We start from the raw sequence: 23,935 nt of genomic DNA on the forward strand, positions 1-23,935 counted from the left end.
GTCACTCATCTATCAGTATAATTGATAAATGTGACTGCCATTGTGCTTTCATCGATTCAGTTGCTATATAGTTATTTATATAAGTCTCTGATAAGGAAGTGCTATGCTCTTAGAACGAATCGAAGTTTCAGGATTTAGAGGCATCAAACGCTTATCTCTTTCTTTTGAACAATTGACAACCTTGATTGGCGAAAATACATGGGGAAAGTCATCGTTACTTGATGCCCTATCTATCGCCTTGCCTGTGTCTGGAGAGCTTCATCAGTTTACGTTAAAAGATTTCCATCAAGATCATTCTATCTCTTACACCCAAGACCAGCATATTCAAATTATTATTAGCTGGAAAACCACAGAAAACAACGAACATAAAGCAGGTCGTTACAGAAAGTTGTCTAGTTTATGGCAATCTAACCACAATGACCATGCTCAACGAATTTATTATCGCATTAGCGCAACGAATAATGAGGGAAAGATTAGCTCATCAAGTTCGTTTCTCGATAATGAAGGCAATGTTTTACGTTATCATAAAATTGAAAGTCTAGTGGCTGAGTTAATACGCCTTCATCCCGTCATTCGTATTCGAGATTCTCGTCGCCTGCAATCTGACGATACGCTTGATACCCTTTCTAATGACCGAATTGAACGACGAATAAATAATACCTGTCGTCGACTTATCACCGCTCCGGGCCAAGTAAATAGTGGCGAAATTAAAAGCGCCTTGCATTCTATGCAGTCTTTAGTGGAACATTACTTTGCATTTAAAGGACATAAAAGAAACGAGCAACACAAAATTCATGATGATCTCTTTTTTGGTCAAAAAACAGAAGGCGTTTCACTAACCCAGTTTATTAATCAAAACAAAAATAAACAAACTAAGCTCCTTCTACTTGGACTGTTAAATACTTATCTAAGAGCAAAGGGACCTAATACACTAAAAAAATCAGCTCGCCCTCTTATGATCATCGAAGATCCAGAAGGACGGTTACACCCAACACAGTTAATTCAAGCTTGGTCCCTACTTAATCATATTCCCATGCAAAAGATATTGACCACAAATAGCAGTGAATTATTGAGCGCCGTTCCTTTATGCTCTATACGTAGATTAGTCAGAGAATCAGACTCTACTTCAAGCTATTCTATCTCTCCAACCAGCTTATCTCGTGATGATTTACGACGTATTACGTTTCATATTCGCTTTCAACGTTCTAATGCCTTATTTGCGCGTTGCTGGTTACTGGTTGAGGGGGAAACTGAGGTATGGCTATTTAATGAGATGGCTCGCCTTCTAGGATATAACTTAGCTGCTGAAGGCGTACAGATCATTGAATTTGCACAATCAGGATTAAAGTCATTAATTAAAGTAGCAAAAGCGCTTCATATTGAATGGCACGTTGTAACCGATGGTGATGCCGCTGGTAAGAAGTATGCGTTTGTAGTTAAAAATCAATTAGGTAATGAGCATGAACGACATCGACTCACTGAATTACCGCGTAAAGACATCGAGCATTATCTTTATTATAATGGTTTTGAGGATTTATTTAGAGAACTTTCTAATATTTCAAAGGGTCAGCCGATCCCACCGAAAAAAATTATTATTAAAACATTAAAAAAATATGCGAAACCTGATTTAGCCTTAGCGATTGTCCAATATAGCGAAGAACAAGGTGTTGATATCATTCCATTGTTATTACGCTGGACTTTAAAAAGAACGGTAACCATGGCAAAAGGTCAAGGGTGACTCATTTTTTAGTATAAAAAACGCCAGTCATGAAAGTGGCTGGCGCTTCATTATTCTAAATAACTTAAATTCAGATAACTTACTTATTTCTACGAGCAGTTACCGCATCAGCTAATTGGCGAAGTACGGTTTCTGTATCATCCCAACCGATGCATGCATCAGTAATTGATTGCCCATAAGTTTCGGCTTTTCCACAAACTAAATCTTGACGACCTTCGACAAGGTGACTTTCAATCATGACACCAAATACCGCGTCTTCACCACCAGAAATTTGACCACAAACATCATCAGCAACGACCATCTGACGTTTAAAATCTTTTGAACTATTAGCATGACTAAAATCAATCATCACTTTTTCAGGTAAACCTGAAGCGGCTAGTTGCTCTTTCACTGGCTTAACATGAGCTGCGCTGTAGTTTGGCTCTTTACCACCACGAAGGATAATATGACAATCAGGGTTACCGGCCGTTTCAATAATTGCAGAGTGACCATATTTAGTTACTGATAAGAAATGGTGAGAAGAACCTGCCGAGCGGATTGCATCAGTGGCAATTTTAATGTTGCCATCAGTACCATTCTTAAAACCAACAGGACAAGAAAGACCTGAAGATAGCTCACGGTGAACTTGCGACTCAGTTGTACGTGCTCCGATAGCACCCCAGCTGATTAAGTCACCCATGTATTGTGGGGTGATCATATCTAAGAATTCACCAGCAGTAGGTAACCCCATATCAGTAAGATCAAGCAGCAACTTACGTCCCATACGTAGACCATCATTTAACTTAAATGAATCATCCATGTACGGGTCATTGATTAACCCTTTCCAACCGACTGTTGTACGTGGTTTTTCAAAATAGACACGCATAACAACTTCAAGACGATCACCTAACTCATCACGTAATGTTTTAAGTTTTGCACCGTACTCTAAAGCCGCTTCAGTATCATGAATTGAACACGGGCCAATAATAACAAGAAGACGATCATCATCACCTTGTAAAATATTATGGATAGCTTCGCGAGATTGAAATACGGTTTTCGCCGCAATCTCAGTCGCAGGGAATTTTTCTAAAATAGCTACAGGCGGTAATAGTTCTTTTACTTTATTAATTCGTACATCATCAGTTTGATACATTGCTTCTCTTCCATTTATTTATGCAGTTTATTGTTTATATACTGCATCTTTATTCTCCATACTGTTAACGTAACGTGTCTTTAACTGTTGTGCAATGGTTAATTTAATATAAATTTGCTCTCGGCTGATTTTTAACATTTAGCAGGTATAACTTCATATTTTGATTAAAAATCAATCACTCTATTAAGAATCACTTCTTTAGCTTTATGAATATGTTACAGTAAGTTTAGTTCTCAAATGCTAGGATGAATTGTGACTAATAAAAATACAAATAAAGCCAATATCATTGAATTTAAGACCGTAGATAAGTACTACGGACAATTTCATGCATTAAAAAAGATTACCCTTTCTATCAATGAAGGGGAAAAGGTCGTTATCTGTGGTCCCTCTGGCTCAGGAAAATCCACTCTTATTCGTTGCATCAATGCCTTAGAGTCCATTCAAAGTGGTACTCTGTCACTCTTTGAGCAACCGATCTCATCAAAACAACTAATGAATGGCCAAGTGGGTATGGTATTCCAACACTTTAATCTATTCCCTCACTTAACGGTATTAGAAAACCTAACGTTGGCACCAATTAAAACATTAAAATTATCAAAGAAAGCGGCCATTGAACGTGCTTTAATCTATTTAGAACGTGTGAATATTGCAGAACAAGCAGATAAATACCCTTCTCAGCTTTCTGGTGGACAACAACAACGAGTCGCGATCGCTCGATCTCTGTGTATGGAGCCTCAAATCCTTCTGTTTGATGAACCGACATCTGCACTTGATCCTGAAATGATCAGCGAAGTATTAGACGTTATGTCAGATCTGGCTAAAGAGGGAATGACCATGGTGTGTGTCACGCATGAAATGGGCTTTGCTAAGAAAGTAGCAGACCGTGTGGTATTTATGGATGAAGGCGAAATCCTTGAAATTGCTGAGCCTGAGCAGTTCTTTGACAACCCACAACACCAACGTACTCAACAATTTTTAAACCAAATCTTAAGTTACTAATATGCTTCGTTTAAAAACCATTTTTTCACCAGTGCTCTCTGCTTTATTGCAAATCAGTTTATTAGCTGCCGCACTTTACTGGATTTTAAATAGCGGTGCTCAAGCCATGAACTACCAATGGCAATGGGATCGCGTACCTGATTTTCTGTTTTTTTATGAAGATGGCGAATGGTTCCCAGCAGAGCTTATTGAAGGCCTACTCGTCACTTTGCACATTTCAGCCATTAGCGCCATTGCCACTTTAGTCATCGCATTAATAACCGCTTTATTACGCCTTTCGAATTCAATCGTAGGTCGAAGTATCGCCACCTTATATATCGAACTAATACGTAATACGCCTTTACTTGTGCAAATCTACCTACTCTATTTTGTTTTTGGGCCATTTCTAGATTTAGATAGATTCACAACCGCTGTACTTGCTTTGGCTCTATTCCAAGGAGCCTATACCGCTGAGATTTTACGTTCAGGGTTAGTCAATTTACCAAAAGGACAATTTGAAGCCTGTAAAACGTTAGGGCTATCTTCATTCAATAGCTATCGTTATGTCATATTACCCCAAGTGGTAAGAAAAACATTGCCTTCATTAACGAATGAATTAGTTTCTTTAGTCAAAAACTCTTCTATAGTCAGTGTGATGGCTATTTTTGACTTAACAACCGAGGGACGAAATATCGTCTCCGATACGGCAATGCCTTTTGAAATTTGGTTTACTGTCGCCGCTATCTATCTCATTATTACATTAACACTTTCTGGGCTATCAGCTTGGTTAGAACACCGCATGCACAATGCATATTAATGGAGAACCACTCGCATGAAGCAACTATTCACATCATTACTCAGCCTAAGCTTACTATTTAGTAGCTCAGTATTTTCAGCATCGTCATCAGACAGCACACCTAATCTTGATAAAATTCAAGAAAGAGGAACTCTTAAAGTTGGTTTAAGTACTTTTGTACCTTGGGCTATGCGAGATAAACAGGGCGAACTTATTGGCTTTGAAGTCGATGTTGCAAAACGTTTAGCAAAAGACTCAGGCTTAAAAATTGAATTTATTCCAACCGCTTGGGATGGGATCATCCCCTCTCTTATTTCAGGGAAATTCGATGTCATCATTGGTGGCTTAACTATTACTGACGAGCGTTCAAAAAGTGTTTTATTTACTGTTCCTTACTCGCACTCTGGCGTTCAAGTTGCAGCGAACAAACAACTAACTGACGGCTTTACGCGTGAACAGTTTAATTCTCGTCGTGTTAAATTTGCAGCACGTCGTGGCTCAATTACGGTTGCGGCAATTAAAGAAAACTTCCCTAAAGCAAAAGTGCTTCAATTTGATGATGAAGCACAAGCTTTCCAAGAAGTATTAAATGGCAATGCTCATGCGGTAGCGGCTTCCACACCAAAGCCTGAATTTGATTCTATCAAATACGCTGATATCTTATATTTACCTTTTAAAGAACGTTTATCGCAAGGTAATGAAGCGTTTGCTGTTCGTCTTGGTGAAGAGGATAAAAAAGCCTATTTTGATGCGTGGATTGAAGCACGAACAGCTGATGGTTGGCTACAAGAGCGTTACGATTATTGGTTTACCAGCCTAGATTGGCAAACACAAACAGCGAACTGATTACCATGCAGCAAAGCATTTCTTTAAAACTAAATCGTTTAGATTGGATATTACTGGCCATTATTGCTAGCGTTGTATTTTGGTTATTTACAAAAGAAAGCGGCACACTCGCTTATCATTGGCAGTGGTCTCGCGCTTTTGATTTGCTGTTTACGCGTAAGCCTGATGGCTCATTGCCCTATTTCTTCGATGGTGTATTCTCAACACTACGCCTCACATTTTGGGGAATGCTCTTTGCTTTACTATTTGGTGTCCTACTGGGTTTAGGACGCCGATCATCCCTTGCTGTCATTAGATCTTTATCAAACAGTTACATCCAGCTAATTCGTAATATTCCGCCATTAGTATTCATTTTCATTTTCTATTTCTTTATTGCAAATCAATTAGTGCCATTACTTGGATTAGAATCTTTGCTTAGGGATCACAATGGGAACATTAACGCGCTTCAATCGTTTCTATTTGGCTCTGCCAATTTATGGGAAAATTTAGCTTCAGGCGTACTTTGTATCGGAATGATTTCTGCCGCTTATATTGGTGAAGTTGTGCGCTCTGGTTTAGATACAATCCCACGCGGTCAACATGAAGCAGCCAAAAGTTTAGGCTTATCCACTTGGCATCGCTACCGCTATATTATTGCACCTCAAGTATTTAAAGTGATCACCCCTCCTCTTGCTGGTCAATGCATTTCGTTAGTGAAAGATTCATCGATCATTTCATTAATATCAATTCAAGAGCTAACGTTTGTTGGAACTGAAATTGCGAATTCAAGCGGTATGATTTTTGAAGTTTGGATAGTAGTCGCTTTTTGCTACTTTATTCTTTGTTTTACATTATCACGTCTATTTGCTTATTGGGAACGCGATAACACAGCAGTTTAGTCGAAAACAAACAGACAAATAAAAAAGCTCAGAGTCACCTCTGAGCTTTACTAGTTTGAGCTTTGGTATCAATTTTTCTGATAATAGTAATAAACTATATAAATTTTTATACCGTAAATCTATTCATGATTTTTTCTTGGCTTTCAACTAATGCCACTTGATCAGCTATTGCTACGCCTGCACCTTGCGTCGCTTCATGAAGCAATATCGACAAGTCTTTAAAACTAACTGTTTCGCCATTAATTTCTTCAGCCACATGGCTTTGCTCCTCTGCAGCTGTGGCAATATGAATATCTATACCGTTAATTTGTTGAATTGTTTCTCTGATCTGAGCTCATGCATCCGCTGTTTGCTCTGCACTTCTAATTAATTTGTTGAATCTCTTCCAATCTGTTTGTATTTACCGTGAATACTCTAAAAATGAAGATAGTATTCATCATAGACAACACAACTTCTGCTATCGAAAACACGAACGACAGCACTGGTGACTGTAAACCTAATAGGCCTAAGCCATATTCTAGCGTCCACATTAAACCCGTTGTAAAACCAAAGATAATTACCAAGCCTTTAAAGAGGATCCAATAATTGTCTTTTGTATCATGCCAACCTAGTTTAATCGCATCCATTGTTTTCTCTTTATACAGCACACAATAAATTTCTGTAAACGAGAAACGAGCCATTAAGTAAAGACCAGGTAAAATAAGCGCAATAAAACCAGTTAAAATAGCAAGCCCTAAAATGATATTCATCAATACAAACGAAAACCACGTTTTGGCAGGGATCTGATACAACTGACTAAATGGGACACGACGACCATCAAAAGAGTAAGCGATATAGTAAAGTATCGCCCCTTTATAGAAAGGATAGATCGTCAGAATAAACAGCATATAAAGTAAAAATTGGCCTGAACCATCTTCTTCGTTAAAACTCAATGCGATCCCATTTGTAATGAGTGCAAATGGTAGAACAAGAATACAGAAAGCAATAAAATGCTTTTTGAAGTAATTGAAGCTGTCCATCAATAAAACTGATAAAGCTGGCATCTCTTTTTATCCCTAAATGTGTGTATAAGTCATGATTATCTACATGAGAATAGCAAATAACAGACAAAGTAAGAAGTTGATTTATTAGATACCTATCGAATTATATGGTGGTCTTTAATCATTCGGATCCCTTCACGGCGAATACAGCTACTAATAGGGTTCTGATCCATACTAGCACGCCAAATAAATGAGAGTGTACGCTCCATGTTTAATTCAGGTACATTCAAGGCTACCAGCTCACCACGCTCAATATACTTAACAACATCTAAGTAAGGTAAGCAGCTCAAATATTGACCATTTGCAACTAATGTTCGCAATACAGGTACATGTTCATACTCACGCCAAACATCTAAGTCAGGAATTTTATCGTGGATGGCACTATCAAAAATAGTTCGTGTCCCTGCACCATGCTCACGTAATACCCATTTCGCTTGCTCTAACTGGGCTAGACTCACGGTTTCGTGCTTTGCAAAAGGATGATGTGCCGCAGCAACAATAATCAAATGGTCTTTACAGAATACTTCCTGATGAATTCGATTATCATCACAGCGGCCTTCTATAATACCCAGTTCATATTTGTAATCTAACACGCCATTAATGATCCCTGAGGTATTTTTTACCCCTAAAGAGATACGTATTTCTGGGAAATCATTATCAATATTACTGATAAGGTTTGGAACCAAATGCTCCGCTGCCGTTTGACTCGCCCCTAGAGACAGTTCACCACTGATTAAATGCTGATCATAAAAGCCTAATTCTATCTGTTGTGCGTCATGGATCAGTTTTTTCGCTTTAGGTCGAAGCCATACACCCCAATGGGTTAACGCCATTCGCTTACCGTTACGTTCAAATAACGAGCGACCTAGCATTTTTTCTAATTGCGACAAGGACATACTGGTTGCCGATTGAGTTAACGACAACATTTCAGCAGCCTGGCTAACACTTCCTGTTGTTGCTACCGCATCAAAAACGGCCAACTGCTTTAATGAGTAACGCATAACTATCTCTTTTATAAGAATTTATTTTAAAACAATCATACCATTTCATCCCCATCAAGAAAACTGATATAGAACTTAAAAACAATCAATTTTACCTTCCGTGCATTTACTCATAATCTAAATGGGCTCAAGCAGAACAGGAACGAACACAACGTTTGAGCTTATTAATAATCACAATAACTTAAGGAGGACAAATGAGCACTAACCTCAGTCCAAATACTTCTGGACAATTTAATCCCAGTGAAATGATGGACCAAGCGGCTTATTACGCCCTTGCTAAATCAAAGAAGCCAACCAGCATGGTGATTGGCTTAGCAATTATGGCTGGTGTATTTATCGGTATTGCTTTCATTTTCTATATCACAGTCACAACAGGGAACTCACAAACGGGCTGGGGAATTAGTCGATTTGCTGGCGGTTTAGCATTTAGCTTGGGATTAATACTGGTTGTCATTGGTGGCGGAGAGCTTTTTACCAGCTCTGTTCTTTCAGCCATTGCGGTTGCAAACAAACAAATTAGCTTTGGAAAAATGCTAGGAATATGGGGAAAGGTTTACATCGGTAATTTTATCGGTGCAACCTTACTGCTTGCTTTAGTTGTTTCTGCGGGAATGTATCAAAACGATGGTGGTCAATGGGGGTTAAACGCCCTAAACATTGCTCAACATAAGTTACATCACCAACCATTAGAAGCTTTTGCTTTAGGTGTTTTATGTAATTTGTTGGTCTGTTTAGCCGTTTGGATGACGTTTTGCTCAACGAACATGTTAACTAAAGCTGTCATGGTTATTTTACCTGTTGCGATGTTTGTTAGTAGTGGTTTTGAGCACTGTGTTGCCAATATGTTCATGGTTCCATTAGGTATTGCGATTCAACAATTAGCTCCACCTGAGTTTTGGTTATCCGTTGGTGCGTCACCTGAGCAATACGCTGATTTAAATATTATTAACTTTATTACTGCCAATTTAATTCCGGTAACTCTTGGAAATATTGTCGGCGGTGCTGGCTTAGTTGGCCTAGGTTATTGGGCCATTTTTAGTCGTCCACAACTTAATGCTGTACCTGATTCACAAATTACTCCACTTTTTACCGATTCAGACACAAAGGAAATCACTAATATGAACGCGAACAAAACAGTAAATCAATTTATGGATATTAACGCTTACGTACTTCGCCCTGAAATGCCTGTTGAAATTGCATTAGACAACCTATTAGATCGTCATCTTTCTGGTGCAATCGTTATTAACAGTCATAATGAAGTTGTTGGTTTCTTTTCTGAACACGATGTATTAGTAGAATTATGGTGTGAAGATTACTTACCAGAACAAGGGCGCACTGTTGCTGATTTAATGAAGACGGATATCACTAGTATTTCACCTAAAGATACTCTACTTCAATTAGCTGAATTTTACGCAATTGATAAAGCAACATTATACCCAACAACAGATATGGGCTATGTAACAAGCTACAGCACTCTATCAGTTAATGACCGTGCTCGTGATATGCGCATCGCTAAACCTCGTATCTTGCCTGTTATTGACGATAATAAATTCGTTGGTATTGTCACTCGTGGTCATGTTATTGCTCAATTACGTTCAATCTACGGTGAACGAATGGAAGTAGTAAAATCTCATGAAGAAGAAATTGAAGCCGTTGTTGCTTAGAAGCACAATAAAAAATATAACAACGCTTTATGGCTAAAAAAAGGGAGCTGATTACCAGCTCCCTTTTGTATAAGAATAAGAAAAAGCAGCAATGCGCATTCTCATAAATTTAGCATTATTTTTTTTGGCTTAGATAATCATCTTGCAAAAGGTACATTCGTTTAACATCGCAGTATTGACCATTTACAAAAATTTCTTTGATTAAGTGTCCTTCCTCTACAAAGCCGCACGCCTCATACAAGTAAATTGCTTTATCATTATTAACCGCAACATGAAGATAAACTTTATGAAGGTTTAAAATGGTAAATGCATAGTTTAATGCTTTATTAATTAAACTTCTTGCATAACCACAACCTTGAAAGTCTGGTGCAATAATGATTTGAAATTCAGCATTACGGTGAATAGAGTTTATTTCAACTAGTTCAACTAACCCTATAGATTGCTGCTCTTCGTTTTCAGCAATGAAGCGGCGTTCATTACTGTCATGAATATGCTTTCGAAACAAATCTTCTAGTTCATAGTACGACTCGTACGGTTCTTCAAACCAGTAAGACATAATAGAACGGTTATTATTTAATTGATGAATGAAGCGAAGATCCGTTTGCTCTAAAGCGCGTAATCGAATTTGATTATCCATTTTGTTTTCCATTAACAAAAATTAGTCACGTCCAGTAACCTTATTAAGCGTTACTAATTTCGAAAAATACCACTCTTTTATAAAAACGAGAACAACTATTTTAAATCGCTGTTATTTATATTTAGGTTAATGGTTTTTCTGCACTGTATTTAACCAGCTAGGATCAACAGTGACTTACTATGATTGGTATTATACCCACTAAAATAATAGACATAAAAAAACCGAGCTACTTGAGCTCGGTTTTTATTATCAATAAATTATTGATTAATCTTCGTTGCGAGGTTTACGTGGAGCACGGCTTGCACCTGGAGCTCTTTCGCCACGGTGACTGCCACGGTGATCGCCACCTTTGTTGCGGTCAAAACGACGTTCGCCACCACGGCCACCTTCACGGTTACCACCTTCACGATTACCACGGTAACCACCACGGCTGTTGCCGTTGCTGTTGCCACCACGGTTCTCATCACGGCCACCGCCAGTACGAGGACGACGATCAATTGTTAGGTCCACACCTTCAACAACAACCGCTTTCACTTCATTTTGACGAATACGTAGTTGCTTAAGTTTGCTTGCAACATCTGCAGACATTTTCTTAGGTAGCTGTACGTAAGTGTGACCCGGAGCAAGTTTAATTGCACCGATAGCGCCTTTAGTAAAGCCTAATTCGTTAGCTAGAGCACCAACGATGTCTTTAACTTGAACGCCTTGCTCACGACCTACTTCTAGTTGGTACGTATCGAAGTCATCGTTATTGTATTGACGACGCTCACCGCGCTCAGGACGATCACCACGGCCACCACGCTCAGGACGGTCACCGCGATCACCACGCTCAGGACGACGGTTTTTCGCACGCTCCATTGCAGCGATCATTGGATCTGGACCTTTGTAGAATAAAGGACGCTTACCTTGCTGACGCTTAAGAAGCATTGCTGCGATTGTCGCTGCGTCAACTTCTAATGTTTCTTGTAATTTAGTGATTAAGTCAGAGAACGCTTCTAGTGCAACGAATTCTTTTTCTGCTGCTAATTCAGCACCAAGAACCGCTAGACGAGCTTCTGCAACTTGATCACGATGTGGAAGTTCAATCTCTACCATTGTAGATTTAGTTACACGCTCAATCGTACGTAGCATACGAATTTGGTTTGTGCGAACTAAAAGAATCGCTTTACCTTTACGTCCAGCACGACCAGTACGACCGATACGGTGGATGTAAGATTCAACATCAAATGGGATATCGTAGTTAAATACGTGTGTAATACGTGGAACATCAAGACCACGTGCAACAACGTCAGTTGCAACTAGAATATCGATAACACCGTTTTTGATGTGGTCAACAGTACGCTCACGTAGAGACTGAGGAATATCACCGTGAAGAGCAGCAGCTTTAAAGCCACGAGCACTTAACCAATCAGCTAGACGCTCTGTATCTTGACGAGTACGAACGAATACGATTGACGCATCAGTTTCTTCCGTTTCAAGAAGACGAGACATTGCTTCGTCTTTTTCAACACCCTTAACGATCCAGAAGTTTTGCGTTACTTTATCAACAGTGTGGTTAGTACCAGCAACATCAACACGCGCAGGATCACGTAGGTAACGGTCAACAATTGTTTTAACCATTGGAGGCATAGTTGCAGAGAACAGGATACGTTGAGCTGTATCTGGTGCTTTTTCAAGAATCCAAGTTACATCATCAACAAAACCCATTTTAAGCATTTCATCCGCTTCATCTAGGATGAACGTATGAACTTCGCCTAGGTTTAGACGGTCACGGTTTAGTAAATCTTTAACACGGCCCGGAGTACCAACGATGATATGAGCACCGCGGCTTAGAGCACGCATTTGATCAACGATAGAAGCACCACCGTAGATCTCTAATACTTTAAGACCCTTGATGTTACGACCAAGGTTTTTAACTTCAGCAGCAACCTGAATAGCAAGCTCACGCGTTGGTGCCATGATGATTGCTTGTGGGTTATGTTGCTTAAGGTTGATTTTGTTTAGTAGTGGCAAAGAGAAAGCAGCTGTTTTACCAGTACCTGTTTGTGCTTTACCAAGTGCGTCACGACCAGCTAACAAAAGAGGAATTGATTCTGCTTGGATTGGCGTTGGAGCAACAAAGCCCATTTCGTCAAGTGCAGATAAGATAGTTTCGTCTAAAGCCAATTGGCGGAATTCAGTAATAGTTTCTGACATTGGGATCCCAATAATTAAATATATAAAAACGGTCCCATTTGCTCAGCAAGTTCCATACACACACACAAGCACTCGGGACAGGACAGTAAATCACCTAATACAACAGAAGAATAGATAAGTGATTAACACAGGGCGCGGATAATGCCTTAATACGGCAAGAATTACCAGAAAAAATTGAGCAAGTTCACAAATTTAGCTCTATTTTCTTAGTTTCGATAGCTTTTTGTACGCTAAATACTCTTTTTTACATATTTAAGCGGAGTTTTGTAGTAATCAATACAGGGCAATAGTAAAGTTACGTCGTTATTTCTCTTAATTATACGTATGAAGGCTTATGTTTCAAGATAACCCACTACTTGCTCAATTAAAGCAGCAGATACAAGAAAACATCCCTAAAAAAGAAGGGACAGTAAAAGCAACCGACCGTGGTTTTGGTTTCTTAGAATCCGACGATAAGAAAAAAAGTATCTTTATTCCGCCAGCACAAATGAAAAAAGTAATGCATGGCGACAAAGTAGTGGCTTTGATCCGTACTGAAAACGATAAAGAACAAGCAGAACCAGATCAACTTATTGAGCAATCAATCACTCGATTTATCGGCCGAATCCAGATGTTTAAAAAACGTCTACAGGTAATGCCTGATCATCCTAGCCTAAAAAATGCAATAAAAGCTAAAGCGCGTAAAGGCGTAAATCCAGAAACCTTAAAAGAAGGTGATTGGGTTATTGCCGAGCTAACACAGCACCCGTTAAAAGGTGATCAAAGCTTCTTATGTGAAGTTACGCATAAAATTACTGATAGCGATGACAAGATTGCACCGTGGTGGGTAACACTTGCTCAAAATGACTTGCCAAATTCAGAGCCTGAAGGCATTGAAAACTGGGAAATCAAAGACGATGCCGATTTAGTTCGTTTAGACATGACAGAAACACCATTCGTCACTATCGATGGTGAATCAACCAAAGACATGGACGATGCGCTATACATTAAAAAGCAAGCTGACGGTTCTTTTGAATTAACCATTGCTATCGCCGATCCAACCGCCTACATCACACCAGATGACAGCATGGATAAAGTTGCGCGTAAACGTGGCTATACTATCTATCTACCAGGCCGTAACATTCCAATGCTACCTCGTGATTTAAGCGATCAATTATGTTCACTTATCGAAAACGAAGAGCGCCCAGCCCTTTGCTGCACCGTACACGTAGATGCAAATGGCACTATTAATGAAGAGTCTATCAACTTCTTTGCTGCGACTATTAAATCTCACGCTCGTTTAGCTTATGACAATGTATCTAATTTCTTAGAAACAGGTTCATGTGAGAAATGGCAACCAACTGAAACGATCGCACAAGTAGTTACTGAACTTCACGAATTTGCACAAGCGCGTACAACGTGGCGTCAAACTCATGCCGTAATCTTCCCTGATCGTCCTGATTATCGTTTCGAATTAGACGAAGAAAATGACGTCGTTGCTATTCATGCAGATATGCGCCGTACAGCAAATAAGCTTGTTGAAGAGGCTATGGTAACGGCAAATATCTGCGCAGGTAAGACATTACGTAATACGTTTAACATGGGGGTATTTAACTCTCACGCTGGTATTAAATCAGATAAATTGAAAGACGTGATCGAAATTGTAAATCAATTAGATGATGTAGAATTCACAGAAGAGCATATTGCAACACTTGAAGGCTTCAGTGAACTACGTCGCTTATTAGGTAATCAACCAACGTCATATCTTGATGCTCGTATTCGCAAATATCAAACGTACAGTGAAACAGGTAACGAACCGCTGCCACATTACGCAATGGGTCTAGACATTTACGCAACTTGGACTTCTCCTATCCGTAAATACAGTGACATGATCAACCATCGTATGTTGAAAGCACATATCCTTGGTAAAGAACCTGTACAACGCCCAGATGATATTGTAGGTGAAGAGCTGGCATTAAGCCGTCGTTATCACCGTATGGCAGAAAGAAACGTAAGTGATTGGCTATACTGTAGAACGTTAGCTTCAGAAGTCGAAAAAGGCACGGAATTTACTGCTGAGATTTTTGATATTAATCGTGCAGGTATGCGCGTACGCTTAATTGAAAATGGCGCTGCTGCTTTCATCCCTGGTTCATTAATTGTCGATAACAAAGAGCGTATCGAATGTAATGCCGACCAAGGCACTATTTCAATCGATAAACATGAAACCTTCAAACTTGGTGATCAACTTCAGGTGACTTTAGCGGAAGTAAAAGAAGATACTCGTAACATGGTAGCAAAACCATTACAGGCCTTCCCTGCTTTAGAAATGGAAGACGCTGTCGAGTCAACTGACGCTTAATTTCAGTTCAAAGATAAATAAATCCCATATCAGTTCTACTGTATGGGATTTTTTTTAATCTAATTTAAGCTCACCAGAAAACGGTTCTTCTTCATCTTCTAATTCAAATCGATCTTTAGGGACATAACGCACAATATTTTCAAAGTCTGTATTACGCTCTCTACGATCATTTGCCACCATCTTTTCTGCATTTTCAACAGCAGCAGCAACCATTTCATTATATCGTACTAATTTTTTTTGAGGTGTTGCCGCTAACATATCTAAGCTATAACGAATATAGAGTGTTGGAAGCTGATTCAAAGCAATACATTTCATGTCTGTTATTTGGTCAAGGGTATATAACTGATGGAAATCTAGCTCGATAAAGCGTTTTCCAACAAGAATTTCCATATAGTTATGAATATTTGATTCCATATAGATACCTTATTGTTATTAAATGCACTAAGTCGCGATGTAAGTATATGAATAGAGTTATCTTATTGGTAGAATCATACCTGTCCTATCAATTTAGTGACATCTCTCTCTTTTTTTAGAATTAGTTAGGATTAGTTAAAAAACAATGTCTTTTAGCCTTCTGAGTCATCCGCTATTTAAATTACTATTACCTATAATCATCGTTGTTTCAGTGATTACAGGCATGGATGGTATTATTCAGCTATCCTCTGAAAACAAAGGTTTTTCATACATACTGCCATATATTGTGTTGTTTATTGTGCTACTTTTAAGCCAGCCTTTCAACCAAGGTCGAGTCGGTATGATCGCCATCAGCATGGCTATTGCCTATTGGGTAATTCAAGAGCGTCTTCAAGTTCCTTTATCGCAAGGAACCACTCGTATTGAATTTACTCTAACCGCATTTTTACTTCCTATATGCATGATGGCGACGTTTATTTTTCCTGAACGCCGGATTTTCTCAAAATATGGGGCTGGTTATTTAGGCATTTTACTATTTATGTTCTTTTGGTGTTGGATCATTGTGGCGCACTTTGCCGACAATGACATGAGTGAAATGTGGGAAACCTATTTACTTAACATCCCTGAAGTTTCTCCTCTTCCAATTATTATTGTGCTTTACAGTTTAGTCATGTGTGGGCTTTCTGCTATTTTTGTTCTTACACGCAATAATAGTACAGATTTAGCGTCTTATACTTGTTTACTCTATTCTTCTCTAACTTTTGCTCTGTTCAGTGTCGAGTTTATTTCAGGCACCATGTTTTCTATTGCTGGTTTACTTCTGCTCTTATATATCATCTCTGCAAGCCATGAACTGGCCTTTATTGACCAATTAACCGGCATTCCTGGTCGTCGTGCATTAGAATCAGAGATGAAACATTTAGGTCGTCGCTATACAATAGCAATGCTTGATGTTGACCACTTCAAAAAATTTAATGATACCTATGGACATGACACTGGAGATGATGTTCTCAAATTAGTTGCCAGTATCATGGCCCAAACAGGTGGTAACGCAAAAGTATATCGTTATGGCGGGGAAGAATTTACCGTATTATTTAAAGGTAAAACCGCAGAGCAGAGCCTAGAATACCTTGAAGAATTACGTGAGGACATTGCTGATTATGACCTTATCATTCGCGATACTTCAACTCGTCCTAAAGATAAAAAGGAAGGACAAGAAAAACGTGGCAAAGCAAACAAAACGAAAGTGGTGAATGTTACGATTAGTATTGGTGTCGCTGATAATACAGAATATCGTAAACCTCAAGAAGTAATAAAAGCATCTGATAATGCGCTATATCGTGCAAAAGATGGTGGCCGTAACTGCGTTAGCTTGTAACAAGTCATGAGCCTTTCTTAAATAGCCGATATAGATTTATGTCGGCTTTTTCCTATCAAAACAGCATCCCTACTTGCGTATTCAATCTAGCAGTGTCACACTCAAGTTACTAAAAAATATATAATTTGTTAACGACTTAATTATAAACAAGGATACGTTTATGTTTTTAGATTATTTTGCTCTTGGGTTATTAGTGTTTGTTGCCTTGGTTATTTTCTATGGGATTATCGTCATTCATGACATTCCGTATGAAATTGCCCATAAACGTAACCATCCTCATTCAGATGCAATACATATTGCAGGCTGGGTCAGTTTATTTACGCTTCATGTGTTGTGGCCATTCTTATGGATTTGGTCAACCTTATGGCGTGAAGATCGTGGCTGGGGCTTCCATAAAATCGAAAATAACCAATTAGAACTTCAAACTCGTGTTAATCATCTTAATGACCAAGTTGAACTATTAACTGAAAAACTATCACAGCTAGAAGTGAATCAGGAAAAATCATCACCTAGCCAACCATCTAAAGAGGAGCAAATATAATGGATTTATTGCTTATTCTTACGTATACCGCGTTATGTATTGCCATCTTCAAAATATTTAAGATCCCACTAAATAAATGGACAGTTCCTACTGCGGGTCTAGGTGGCGTTGTGCTCGTTGGTACGCTAGTTTTACTGATGAACTACAACCACCCTTTCACGCAATTTGGCAGTCAATTTTATGTAACAACACCAATCGTACCAAGCGTTAAAGGTAAGGTAACTGAGGTTAATGTGGTTCCTAACCAGCCTGTTGCTGCCGGTGATGTATTATTTAAAATTGATGATATCCCATTTCAAGCAGAAGTTATCCGAAAGCAAGCTGCATTAAACGAAGCAGAGCAAGCGGCTTTACAGCTGGAATCTATCTATAAATCAGCGCAAGCCAAGACAATTAAAGCCATCGCTGAAAAAGACAAAGCGTATCGTGAATTTAAACGTTACGAAAAAGGCTATAAGAAAGGGGCATTTACAGCTCAACAACTTGATACAAGAAAGCAAAACTATAAAGCAGCAGAGGCAACGGTAGAATCCGTTCAAGCTCAAGAGCAACAAGCAAAACTTGCGTTAGAGTCTGAGATAAACGGAGAGAATACAACGGTTGCTCGTACGCGTGCAGAATTAGAACAAGCGCAATTCAATTTGGATGAAACCATTGTAAGAGCTCCAACGGATGGTTATGTCACTCAAATGGCCCTTCGCCCGGGTATGATGGCTGTCCCTCTTCCTTTGCGGCCTGTAATGACTTTTGTCCATACAGAAGATGACTTTTTTGTTGGTGCATTCCGTCAGAACTCTCTTCAACGTTTACAAAAAGGCTTTAAAGCCGAGTTTTTATTTAGAGCAATTCCTGGTCGCGTATTTCAAGGTGAAGTGGTCGAAGTTATTCCAGCCATTGGTGAAGGTCAAATTCAAGCTTCCGGTGCTTTATTAGGTACGAACGCAATCAGAACAAATGGTCGCGCTTTAGTTAAGTTAAAATTAACTGACGATGTTTCTGAATTTCACCTTCCAGCAGGTTCTAATGCGGAGATATCTGTTTACTCTGATAGTTTTGAACATGTTTCCATCATGAGAAAAGTACTAATCCGTATGAAATCGTGGCAAAACTACCTATACCTTGACCATTAATTAATCATATAGAACAAAAGTGTCTTAAGCTTATGTTTTAAGACACTTTTATTTATATCGGCATCGCTACAAATATATTTTATTAAAATCTTAAGTCTGATATTATTCCTCGCGAAAAAAGCTGTTACATGAATGTTGCAGCTGTTTGACAGACTCCAATGGGAGCTGTTACGAATATTATGTGAGGACACATGAATACTACCGATAAGTACAGTATTGACAGTACTGATTATGAAGTTGGACAAGACAATATTCAAAAATGGGGTTTTGATATACATAACCAAGTTTTTGGTATTAGTGCTGGTGCTATAATTTTATTTCTTACTGTGCTTCTAATTATGGATCCAGCAGAAGCCAAATCCCTTCTTGACGGCATAAAGTTACAAATCATCGATAATTTTGATGGTTTATTTATGTGGTCTAGCAACATTTTCCTTGTTTTCTGCTTAGGGTTAATCGTATCGCCTTTCGGTAAAATTCGAATTGGTGGCGATAATGCAAAACCTGAACACTCTACAATCTCATGGATGGCAATGCTGTTTGCTGCTGGTATGGGTATTGGTTTAATGTTCTATGGTGTCGCTGAGCCTCTTGCTTACTTCACTGACTGGTATGGTACACCTCTAGATGTTGAACCATTTACCGAAGAAGCTAAAAAGCTGGCTCTGGGCGGAACCATGTATCACTGGGGTATTCACCCTTGGGCAATATACGGCCTAGTCGCTTTATCATTAGCTTTCTTTACCTATAACAAGGGCTTACCGCTATCTATGCGTTCTGTTTTCTATCCTATTTTAGGTGATAGAACATGGGGTTGGTTTGGTCATATTATTGATATCATGACGGTACTTGCAACGCTATTTGGTCTTGCTACCTCTCTTGGTCTTGGTGCTCAACAAGCAGCAGGCGGCATCAATCATGTATTTGGTACCGATGGTGGCGTTAATATGCAAATAGGCGTGATCATTTTCGTTACTATGCTTGCAATGATCTCTGTTATTCGCGGTATCGATGGCGGTGTAAAACTACTAAGTAACGTAAACATGCTAGTTGCTGTTGCTTTATTGTTCTTCATTATTTTCATCGGTTTCTCTGATGTAATGAGCACATTACCATTAACGGTAACGGGATATATTGAGAATATTATTCCTCTAAGTAACCCACACGGCCGTGAAGATGAAACTTGGATGCACGGTTGGACAGTATTCTACTGGGCTTGGTGGATTTCCTGGTCACCATTCGTAGGTATGTTCATTGCTCGTGTTTCTAAAGGTCGTACTGTTCGTCAGTTCTTAATCTCTGTAATGATTATTCCAACATTAGCAACGGCATTATGGATGTCTGCGTTTGGTGGTATTGCGATTGAACAAGTTAAGAACAAAGTTGGTGAGCTTGGTGCTAATGGCTTAGAAGACATTACGATGGCACTGTTTAACATGTATGATGCACTGCCAATGAGCACAGCACTGTCTGTTATTTCTATCGTACTTATCATGGTGTTCTTTGTAACGTCATCAGATTCAGGATCATTGGTTATCGACAGTATCACTGCTGGTGGTAAAGTCGACGCTCCTGTTCCTCAGCGTATATTCTGGGCAACCGTTCAAGGTTCTATTGCTGCAGTATTACTATGGGTTGGTGGTACAGAAGCAATGCAAGCACTACAAGCTGGTACGGTTTCTACCGCTCTACCATTTACGTTTATTCTACTAATGATGTGCGTTAGTTTAATTAAAGGCTTCAGTACTGAAAAGTTTGGTACTGTGCCAAAAACAGGTAAAGCAAAAGCGTAATTCGTAAAACATTAAAAAAGCCTCGAATAATACTTTATTTATAAAGTCCCTATTCGAGGCTTTTTATTGTCTGAAAATTATTGGAATTGGTATTACTTATTTTTTAATACTCGCTCTTTATCATCATGAGCTTTCGCAAAATCTGCAATTTGTTGGAAATCAATCGGAGTCCAATAAGGCTTACTTTTTAATGATTCAGGCAATGCCGAAAAAGCGATGTCATTTTTGTTTGGCATTAACTTAAAAGTCACTAAGGCTTCATGCTTCGTTGATACACTTTCTTCTACACCATTCTCAATTCCATTAGGCTTAAGCTCTGTTCCTAAATAGTACTCTCTATGGATCACTACCCATTTATTTGGTAAACGCTTACTGCTGTCCCACCATTTGCCATCCATCTTTTTAATTTGTGCTTTGGACTCTTCTTTTGTACCTACATCTAGCTCAATAAACTTTGCTTTAATCGCTTTAGTCATCGCTAAAGAAAAATCATCTTTGCTTAGTTTAGGTTTAGCAGTAATAACGTCGCTCGCCAATAATGCACCAAGCATATTTGAATACAGATCTTCTGGCGAAAAAGCAGAAGCATATTCTTTAAAGCCACCTACCGATTCCATTCCAAACCATTGAGCTATTTCATGCCACTGAGCGAATCGATAAGCCGTTAGCGCTGCTAATTCAATGCTCATTTTTTGGCGTTCAGTTTCTGTGTAAACGTCAGAACTAGCATGTAACTGAACAACACGATTTTTTAGCTCAGGTGACAATGTAACTTTGTGATCCGTACCTAAATGAGCATAAAACTCTCCGTAGAGATAATAAGTAAAATCGGCAGTATCCCGAATATGAGCAGAATCTAAAAATCCGCCTTTCTCTGAATAAAAAATGCCATTACTTTCATCACCAAAACCCATCAAGCTGCTTGCAATGCCTTGACTGCCATCGTTATAAATATGGTCACCAAGATCATCAATATTTAATACATTCTCAACGGATACAAAAGGAACAGGGATCCCTCCCACTTCAGTTTGTAAATTGGTTCCAAATGCACAACAGGGCCTAACGCCAACAGGCGCTTCTGCAAACGAAGAAAAAGACGCACCATATAAAAGACTGCTAATAACAATGGACGCTATTTTATTTTTCATATTGAATCCTTCTAGAACGCTTCATTTATTTGAAAGTAGACAGCTTGGCTATTTTTCCCTAGACCATAATCCAATCTCACGTTAACCCTTGGTTTAAACGCAAATCGGTAACCTATCCCGTAAGTAGGAAGCCATTTACTATCAAGTAACCCCTGATAACTGTCAGCGATATTTCCTCCGCCGACCCATGCAACCATTCCATGACGTTGATTAAATTGATGACGAACCTCAAGTTGGGAAGAGAGCTGACTATTATCTCTGTATTGCCCAGAGTAGTACCCTCGCATTCTCTTATCACTACCTAGAGCTGATAGCGCAAACCAAGGAGCATCTCCTTGAATATCTTGCGCGTATATTTCCCAAGCAAGAACGGTATCAGACGTCATTTTATAATATTGACGATAATTCACAGTTATCTCATCAAAATCAAAATCGGAACCAAATTCAGTACGATAAGCATTCCAGTTAATACTAAATAGCATTCCTTTATACGCATTAAGTTCAAAATCGCGGTTGTCATATTCAACACTTAACGTTGCTGCACTTAAAAATGCATCTTCCAGTTCGCTTTGATTTAATGTATCAGTATCTGACGAAAGCTTACGATAGCTCTCCATATCAGCACCAAAAAGTACATAGGTATTTGGTAAAAATTGATAAGCTACTTTTGGCGTAAAGCCTAGTATTTGAGCTTTAACAAGAGTCTTATTACTGTATATTTCAGCAGCTTGTTTACCTACGCCCCAATAGTATTCAGGGGTATGACTTGCTTTTGCTTGAATCAACAAACGTAAATCATCATTTTCAAAATACGTTCGGTTATTAATGCCAATTCCATAAGACCCAGATGTTGAACCATACCCTGTAATGCTAACCGTAGATAATGGTGCACTGTCTTTGTCTTCAAGTGGTGAATAAAGACCTACAGCAGCAACTCCGATACCAAAGCCTTGCTCAGGATTAGCAAAAGGTCCCGGAAGCACAGCCCAGTCAACCCCTTTACTCACATCAATATCTTCTGATGAACCTAACTCTTCAAGGAAAGTATCAACCCAACTTTGTTGTTCTTTCGCAGAGATCGATATTGCACAGCAACTTAGCAAAACTGCTGTTGATATATTCAATAACTTCATGATCTAAAATCGCATATCAACGGTTAAGAAAAGGCTTTTGCGATCACCAAGTCCAGCTTCACCTAAAAGGTACAAACGGTCATGTATTTTATATTGCATACCAATTAAAGGGTTCCATGGCGCAACTAAATGTTGTTCAACATTAAAACGGCCGTCATCAACAGCACCAACAAGATTTCCTAAGCTGCCCGTTAAACCGATATCAGTTAAATTACCTGACAATGATTGCTCAACATCTTGATACATAGCACCAATCCACAGACGCAACGGAGCACCAAAACGCGTAAAGTCATAACCAATTCGAGGTGAGACAACAATCGAGCTAATTGTGCCATCAATAACATTCAATTCTGTTTCTGTATAACTAGCATCAACCAATGCAAATACATCTTTGTAACCGCCAGCGAGTACAATACCAGCGCCATATAAAGTACCATCAAGCTCTAGTCTAAACGGCATATTTCTTGATAATGCATCCGACTTTAATGGTTTTACTTTGATCGTCGTTTCTGAGTAACCATTAAGAGTACCTACAATCCCGTATAAATTTAAGAAAGGAAACAGCCAAACATCACCACGTAATGTCAGCACTTCACTCATTTGTTTTCCTGTACCTACAGGCTCTATTTGAACGACATCCCCTAAAGGCACATTATGCTTACCAAACCAACCCAAATCTATGGGATATGTACCCTCAAACCCAACACTGTCTACAGATATATCTTGAGTTTGCTTCATGTAACTAACGTTAAGACCAAATGCTTCAGGTAAATCATAACCACGCGCTTCCGCTTCTTCTTTCCAAATAGGTAAGGTAAAAGATTCTGCAAATAAAGAAGAGGAATAAGATAAAAACAATAAGCAAAGTACAGAAAGTGCTCTTTGCGGCATAAAGACTCCAATACTGAAGGGAAAGAATCCAAAAGTGGCTTCAGCTTTTTTCGGCATGATACGCCTCAAACTTAGACATTCAACTTAATTTTACACTATTTTACATATGAATAAGTCAAGTCTAAGATTTGATAAATACAGAGTAAACTATGGACAAGATCGCAAAAATTAAGATAAATTTTATAACTATAAATAGAAATAATACAATTCAAGCTATGGAGTAACAGACAATATGATAAAAGAGGCATCTATCTTTTATT

General features: G+C 38.8%; 20 protein-coding genes and 1 pseudogene. 11 read left to right on the forward strand and 10 right to left on the reverse strand.

Features of this window, described 5'->3' with window-relative positions; translation table 11 throughout:
• Window positions 1-103: 103 nt before the first annotated feature.
• The gene (locus F8B77_RS14890; protein ID WP_151656220.1) at window positions 104-1,738 is read left to right on the forward strand and encodes an ATP-dependent endonuclease; all 1,635 of its coding nucleotides are present in this window, start codon (window positions 104-106) and stop codon (window positions 1,736-1,738) included.
• Window positions 1,739-1,817: 79 nt separating this feature from the next.
• On the opposite strand, the gene aroG is transcribed toward F8B77_RS14890, so the two are convergent.
• Window positions 1,818-2,870 (reverse strand): 3-deoxy-7-phosphoheptulonate synthase AroG, encoded by a 1,053-nt coding sequence (gene aroG, locus F8B77_RS14895; RefSeq protein WP_130046350.1) that lies wholly within the window; start codon window positions 2,868-2,870, stop codon window positions 1,818-1,820.
• Window positions 2,871-3,122: 252 nt separating this feature from the next.
• On the opposite strand from aroG, the gene F8B77_RS14900 reads away from it, so the two are divergent.
• Genes F8B77_RS14900 through F8B77_RS14915 form a run of 4 tightly spaced genes read left to right on the forward strand, consistent with a single transcriptional unit; the run spans window position 3,123 to window position 6,368 of the window.
• Window positions 3,123-3,869 carry an amino acid ABC transporter ATP-binding protein gene (locus F8B77_RS14900; protein ID WP_151656222.1) on the forward strand — a complete coding sequence of 249 codons (747 nt, stop codon included), beginning with the start codon at window positions 3,123-3,125 and terminating at the stop codon, window positions 3,867-3,869.
• Between the two features lies 1 nt (window position 3,870).
• Window positions 3,871-4,665: an amino acid ABC transporter permease gene (locus F8B77_RS14905; protein WP_151656224.1), complete on the forward strand. Its 795-nt coding sequence runs from the start codon at window positions 3,871-3,873 to the stop codon at window positions 4,663-4,665.
• Window positions 4,666-4,680: 15 nt separating this feature from the next.
• Window positions 4,681-5,490: a transporter substrate-binding domain-containing protein gene (locus F8B77_RS14910; RefSeq protein WP_151656226.1), complete on the forward strand. Its 810-nt coding sequence runs from the start codon at window positions 4,681-4,683 to the stop codon at window positions 5,488-5,490.
• 5 nt (window positions 5,491-5,495) lie between these two features.
• Window positions 5,496-6,368 carry an amino acid ABC transporter permease gene (locus F8B77_RS14915; protein ID WP_151656228.1) on the forward strand — a complete coding sequence of 291 codons (873 nt, stop codon included), beginning with the start codon at window positions 5,496-5,498 and terminating at the stop codon, window positions 6,366-6,368.
• Between the two features lie 106 nt (window positions 6,369-6,474).
• Here the strand turns inward: F8B77_RS14915 and F8B77_RS18105 are convergent.
• From F8B77_RS18105 to F8B77_RS14930, 3 genes and pseudogenes are all read right to left on the reverse strand, one after another.
• Window positions 6,475-6,726, reverse strand: a pseudogene (locus tag F8B77_RS18105) (chemotaxis protein); the annotation flags it as partial.
• 4 nt (window positions 6,727-6,730) lie between these two features.
• Window positions 6,731-7,411: a hypothetical protein gene (locus F8B77_RS14925; RefSeq protein WP_130049000.1), complete on the reverse strand. Its 681-nt coding sequence runs from the start codon at window positions 7,409-7,411 to the stop codon at window positions 6,731-6,733.
• Window positions 7,412-7,503: 92 nt separating this feature from the next.
• A complete protein-coding gene (locus tag F8B77_RS14930) occupies window positions 7,504-8,409 on the reverse strand; it encodes a LysR substrate-binding domain-containing protein (protein WP_130086418.1) in 906 nt (301 codons plus the stop codon).
• A 194-nt stretch (window positions 8,410-8,603) separates the two neighbouring features.
• Between F8B77_RS14930 and focA the strand changes: the two genes are divergently transcribed.
• Entirely contained in the window at window positions 8,604-10,073 is a 1,470-nt protein-coding gene (gene focA, locus F8B77_RS14935) for a formate transporter FocA (RefSeq protein ID WP_151656230.1), read from the forward strand.
• A gap of 115 nt (window positions 10,074-10,188) precedes the next feature.
• Here the strand turns inward: focA and speG are convergent, their stop codons facing one another.
• Complete coding sequence (gene speG / locus F8B77_RS14940) at window positions 10,189-10,710, reverse strand: spermidine N1-acetyltransferase (protein WP_165367238.1); 522 nt, start codon at window positions 10,708-10,710, stop codon at window positions 10,189-10,191.
• Between the two features lie 264 nt (window positions 10,711-10,974).
• Window positions 10,975-12,906, reverse strand: coding sequence for a DEAD/DEAH box helicase (locus F8B77_RS14945; RefSeq protein WP_130086420.1), 1,932 nt, complete (start codon window positions 12,904-12,906; stop codon window positions 10,975-10,977).
• Between the two features lie 334 nt (window positions 12,907-13,240).
• Here F8B77_RS14945 and F8B77_RS14950 point away from each other — a divergent pair, with 334 nt between their 5' ends.
• Complete coding sequence (locus F8B77_RS14950; RefSeq protein WP_151656232.1) at window positions 13,241-15,247, forward strand: exoribonuclease II; 2,007 nt, start codon at window positions 13,241-13,243, stop codon at window positions 15,245-15,247.
• A gap of 54 nt (window positions 15,248-15,301) precedes the next feature.
• Here F8B77_RS14950 and F8B77_RS14955 read toward each other — a convergent pair whose 3' ends face one another.
• The gene (locus tag F8B77_RS14955) at window positions 15,302-15,661 is read right to left on the reverse strand and encodes a late competence development ComFB family protein (protein ID WP_151656234.1); all 360 of its coding nucleotides are present in this window, start codon (window positions 15,659-15,661) and stop codon (window positions 15,302-15,304) included.
• Window positions 15,662-15,806: 145 nt separating this feature from the next.
• Between F8B77_RS14955 and F8B77_RS14960 the strand changes: the two genes are divergently transcribed.
• From F8B77_RS14960 to F8B77_RS14975, 4 genes are all read left to right on the forward strand, one after another.
• Window positions 15,807-17,039 (forward strand): GGDEF domain-containing protein, encoded by a 1,233-nt coding sequence (locus F8B77_RS14960; protein WP_167512833.1) that lies wholly within the window; start codon window positions 15,807-15,809, stop codon window positions 17,037-17,039.
• Between the two features lie 160 nt (window positions 17,040-17,199).
• Entirely contained in the window at window positions 17,200-17,580 is a 381-nt protein-coding gene (locus F8B77_RS14965; protein WP_151656236.1) for a DUF3302 domain-containing protein, read from the forward strand.
• Window positions 17,580-18,710 carry an HlyD family secretion protein gene (locus tag F8B77_RS14970; RefSeq protein ID WP_151656238.1) on the forward strand — a complete coding sequence of 377 codons (1,131 nt, stop codon included), beginning with the start codon at window positions 17,580-17,582 and terminating at the stop codon, window positions 18,708-18,710. The genes F8B77_RS14965 and F8B77_RS14970 overlap by 1 nt, the downstream gene beginning before the upstream one ends.
• Before the next feature lie 191 nt (window positions 18,711-18,901).
• A complete protein-coding gene (locus F8B77_RS14975; protein WP_130049164.1) occupies window positions 18,902-20,503 on the forward strand; it encodes a BCCT family transporter in 1,602 nt (533 codons plus the stop codon).
• Between the two features lie 92 nt (window positions 20,504-20,595).
• Here the strand turns inward: F8B77_RS14975 and F8B77_RS14980 are convergent, their stop codons facing one another.
• The 3 genes from F8B77_RS14980 to F8B77_RS14990 are packed head-to-tail and all read right to left on the reverse strand — an operon-like array spanning window position 20,596 to window position 23,675.
• Entirely contained in the window at window positions 20,596-21,651 is a 1,056-nt protein-coding gene (locus F8B77_RS14980) for a DUF4056 domain-containing protein (RefSeq protein ID WP_151656240.1), read from the reverse strand.
• 11 nt (window positions 21,652-21,662) lie between these two features.
• Window positions 21,663-22,784, reverse strand: coding sequence for a BamA/TamA family outer membrane protein (locus F8B77_RS14985; RefSeq protein ID WP_151656242.1), 1,122 nt, complete (start codon window positions 22,782-22,784; stop codon window positions 21,663-21,665).
• 3 nt (window positions 22,785-22,787) lie between these two features.
• Window positions 22,788-23,675, reverse strand: coding sequence for a TonB-dependent receptor (locus F8B77_RS14990; protein ID WP_151656244.1), 888 nt, complete (start codon window positions 23,673-23,675; stop codon window positions 22,788-22,790).
• Between the last annotated feature and the right edge of the window lie 260 nt (window positions 23,676-23,935).

Origin of the sequence: Aliivibrio finisterrensis, assembly GCF_008933155.1 — a bacterium.
GTDB lineage: Bacteria > Pseudomonadota > Gammaproteobacteria > Enterobacterales > Vibrionaceae > Aliivibrio > Aliivibrio finisterrensis.

Coding starts and splice junctions, on each gene's coding strand:
- F8B77_RS14890 (WP_151656220.1), top strand. CDS start 104: ATGCTCTTAGAACGAATCGAAGTTTCAGGATTTAGAGGCATCAAACGC.
- aroG (WP_130046350.1), bottom strand. CDS start 2,870: ATGTATCAAACTGATGATGTACGAATTAATAAAGTAAAAGAACTATTA.
- F8B77_RS14905 (WP_151656224.1), top strand. CDS start 3,871: ATGCTTCGTTTAAAAACCATTTTTTCACCAGTGCTCTCTGCTTTATTG.
- F8B77_RS14910 (WP_151656226.1), top strand. CDS start 4,681: ATGAAGCAACTATTCACATCATTACTCAGCCTAAGCTTACTATTTAGT.
- F8B77_RS14915 (WP_151656228.1), top strand. CDS start 5,496: ATGCAGCAAAGCATTTCTTTAAAACTAAATCGTTTAGATTGGATATTA.
- F8B77_RS14925 (WP_130049000.1), bottom strand. CDS start 7,411: ATGCCAGCTTTATCAGTTTTATTGATGGACAGCTTCAATTACTTCAAA.
- F8B77_RS14930 (WP_130086418.1), bottom strand. CDS start 8,409: ATGCGTTACTCATTAAAGCAGTTGGCCGTTTTTGATGCGGTAGCAACA.
- focA (WP_151656230.1), top strand. CDS start 8,604: ATGAGCACTAACCTCAGTCCAAATACTTCTGGACAATTTAATCCCAGT.
- speG (WP_165367238.1), bottom strand. CDS start 10,710: ATGGATAATCAAATTCGATTACGCGCTTTAGAGCAAACGGATCTTCGC.
- F8B77_RS14945 (WP_130086420.1), bottom strand. CDS start 12,906: ATGTCAGAAACTATTACTGAATTCCGCCAATTGGCTTTAGACGAAACT.
- F8B77_RS14950 (WP_151656232.1), top strand. CDS start 13,241: ATGTTTCAAGATAACCCACTACTTGCTCAATTAAAGCAGCAGATACAA.
- F8B77_RS14955 (WP_151656234.1), bottom strand. CDS start 15,661: ATGGAATCAAATATTCATAACTATATGGAAATTCTTGTTGGAAAACGC.
- F8B77_RS14960 (WP_167512833.1), top strand. CDS start 15,807: ATGTCTTTTAGCCTTCTGAGTCATCCGCTATTTAAATTACTATTACCT.
- F8B77_RS14965 (WP_151656236.1), top strand. CDS start 17,200: ATGTTTTTAGATTATTTTGCTCTTGGGTTATTAGTGTTTGTTGCCTTG.
- F8B77_RS14970 (WP_151656238.1), top strand. CDS start 17,580: ATGGATTTATTGCTTATTCTTACGTATACCGCGTTATGTATTGCCATC.
- F8B77_RS14975 (WP_130049164.1), top strand. CDS start 18,902: ATGAATACTACCGATAAGTACAGTATTGACAGTACTGATTATGAAGTT.
- F8B77_RS14980 (WP_151656240.1), bottom strand. CDS start 21,651: ATGAAAAATAAAATAGCGTCCATTGTTATTAGCAGTCTTTTATATGGT.
- F8B77_RS14985 (WP_151656242.1), bottom strand. CDS start 22,784: ATGAAGTTATTGAATATATCAACAGCAGTTTTGCTAAGTTGCTGTGCA.
- F8B77_RS14990 (WP_151656244.1), bottom strand. CDS start 23,675: ATGCCGCAAAGAGCACTTTCTGTACTTTGCTTATTGTTTTTATCTTAT.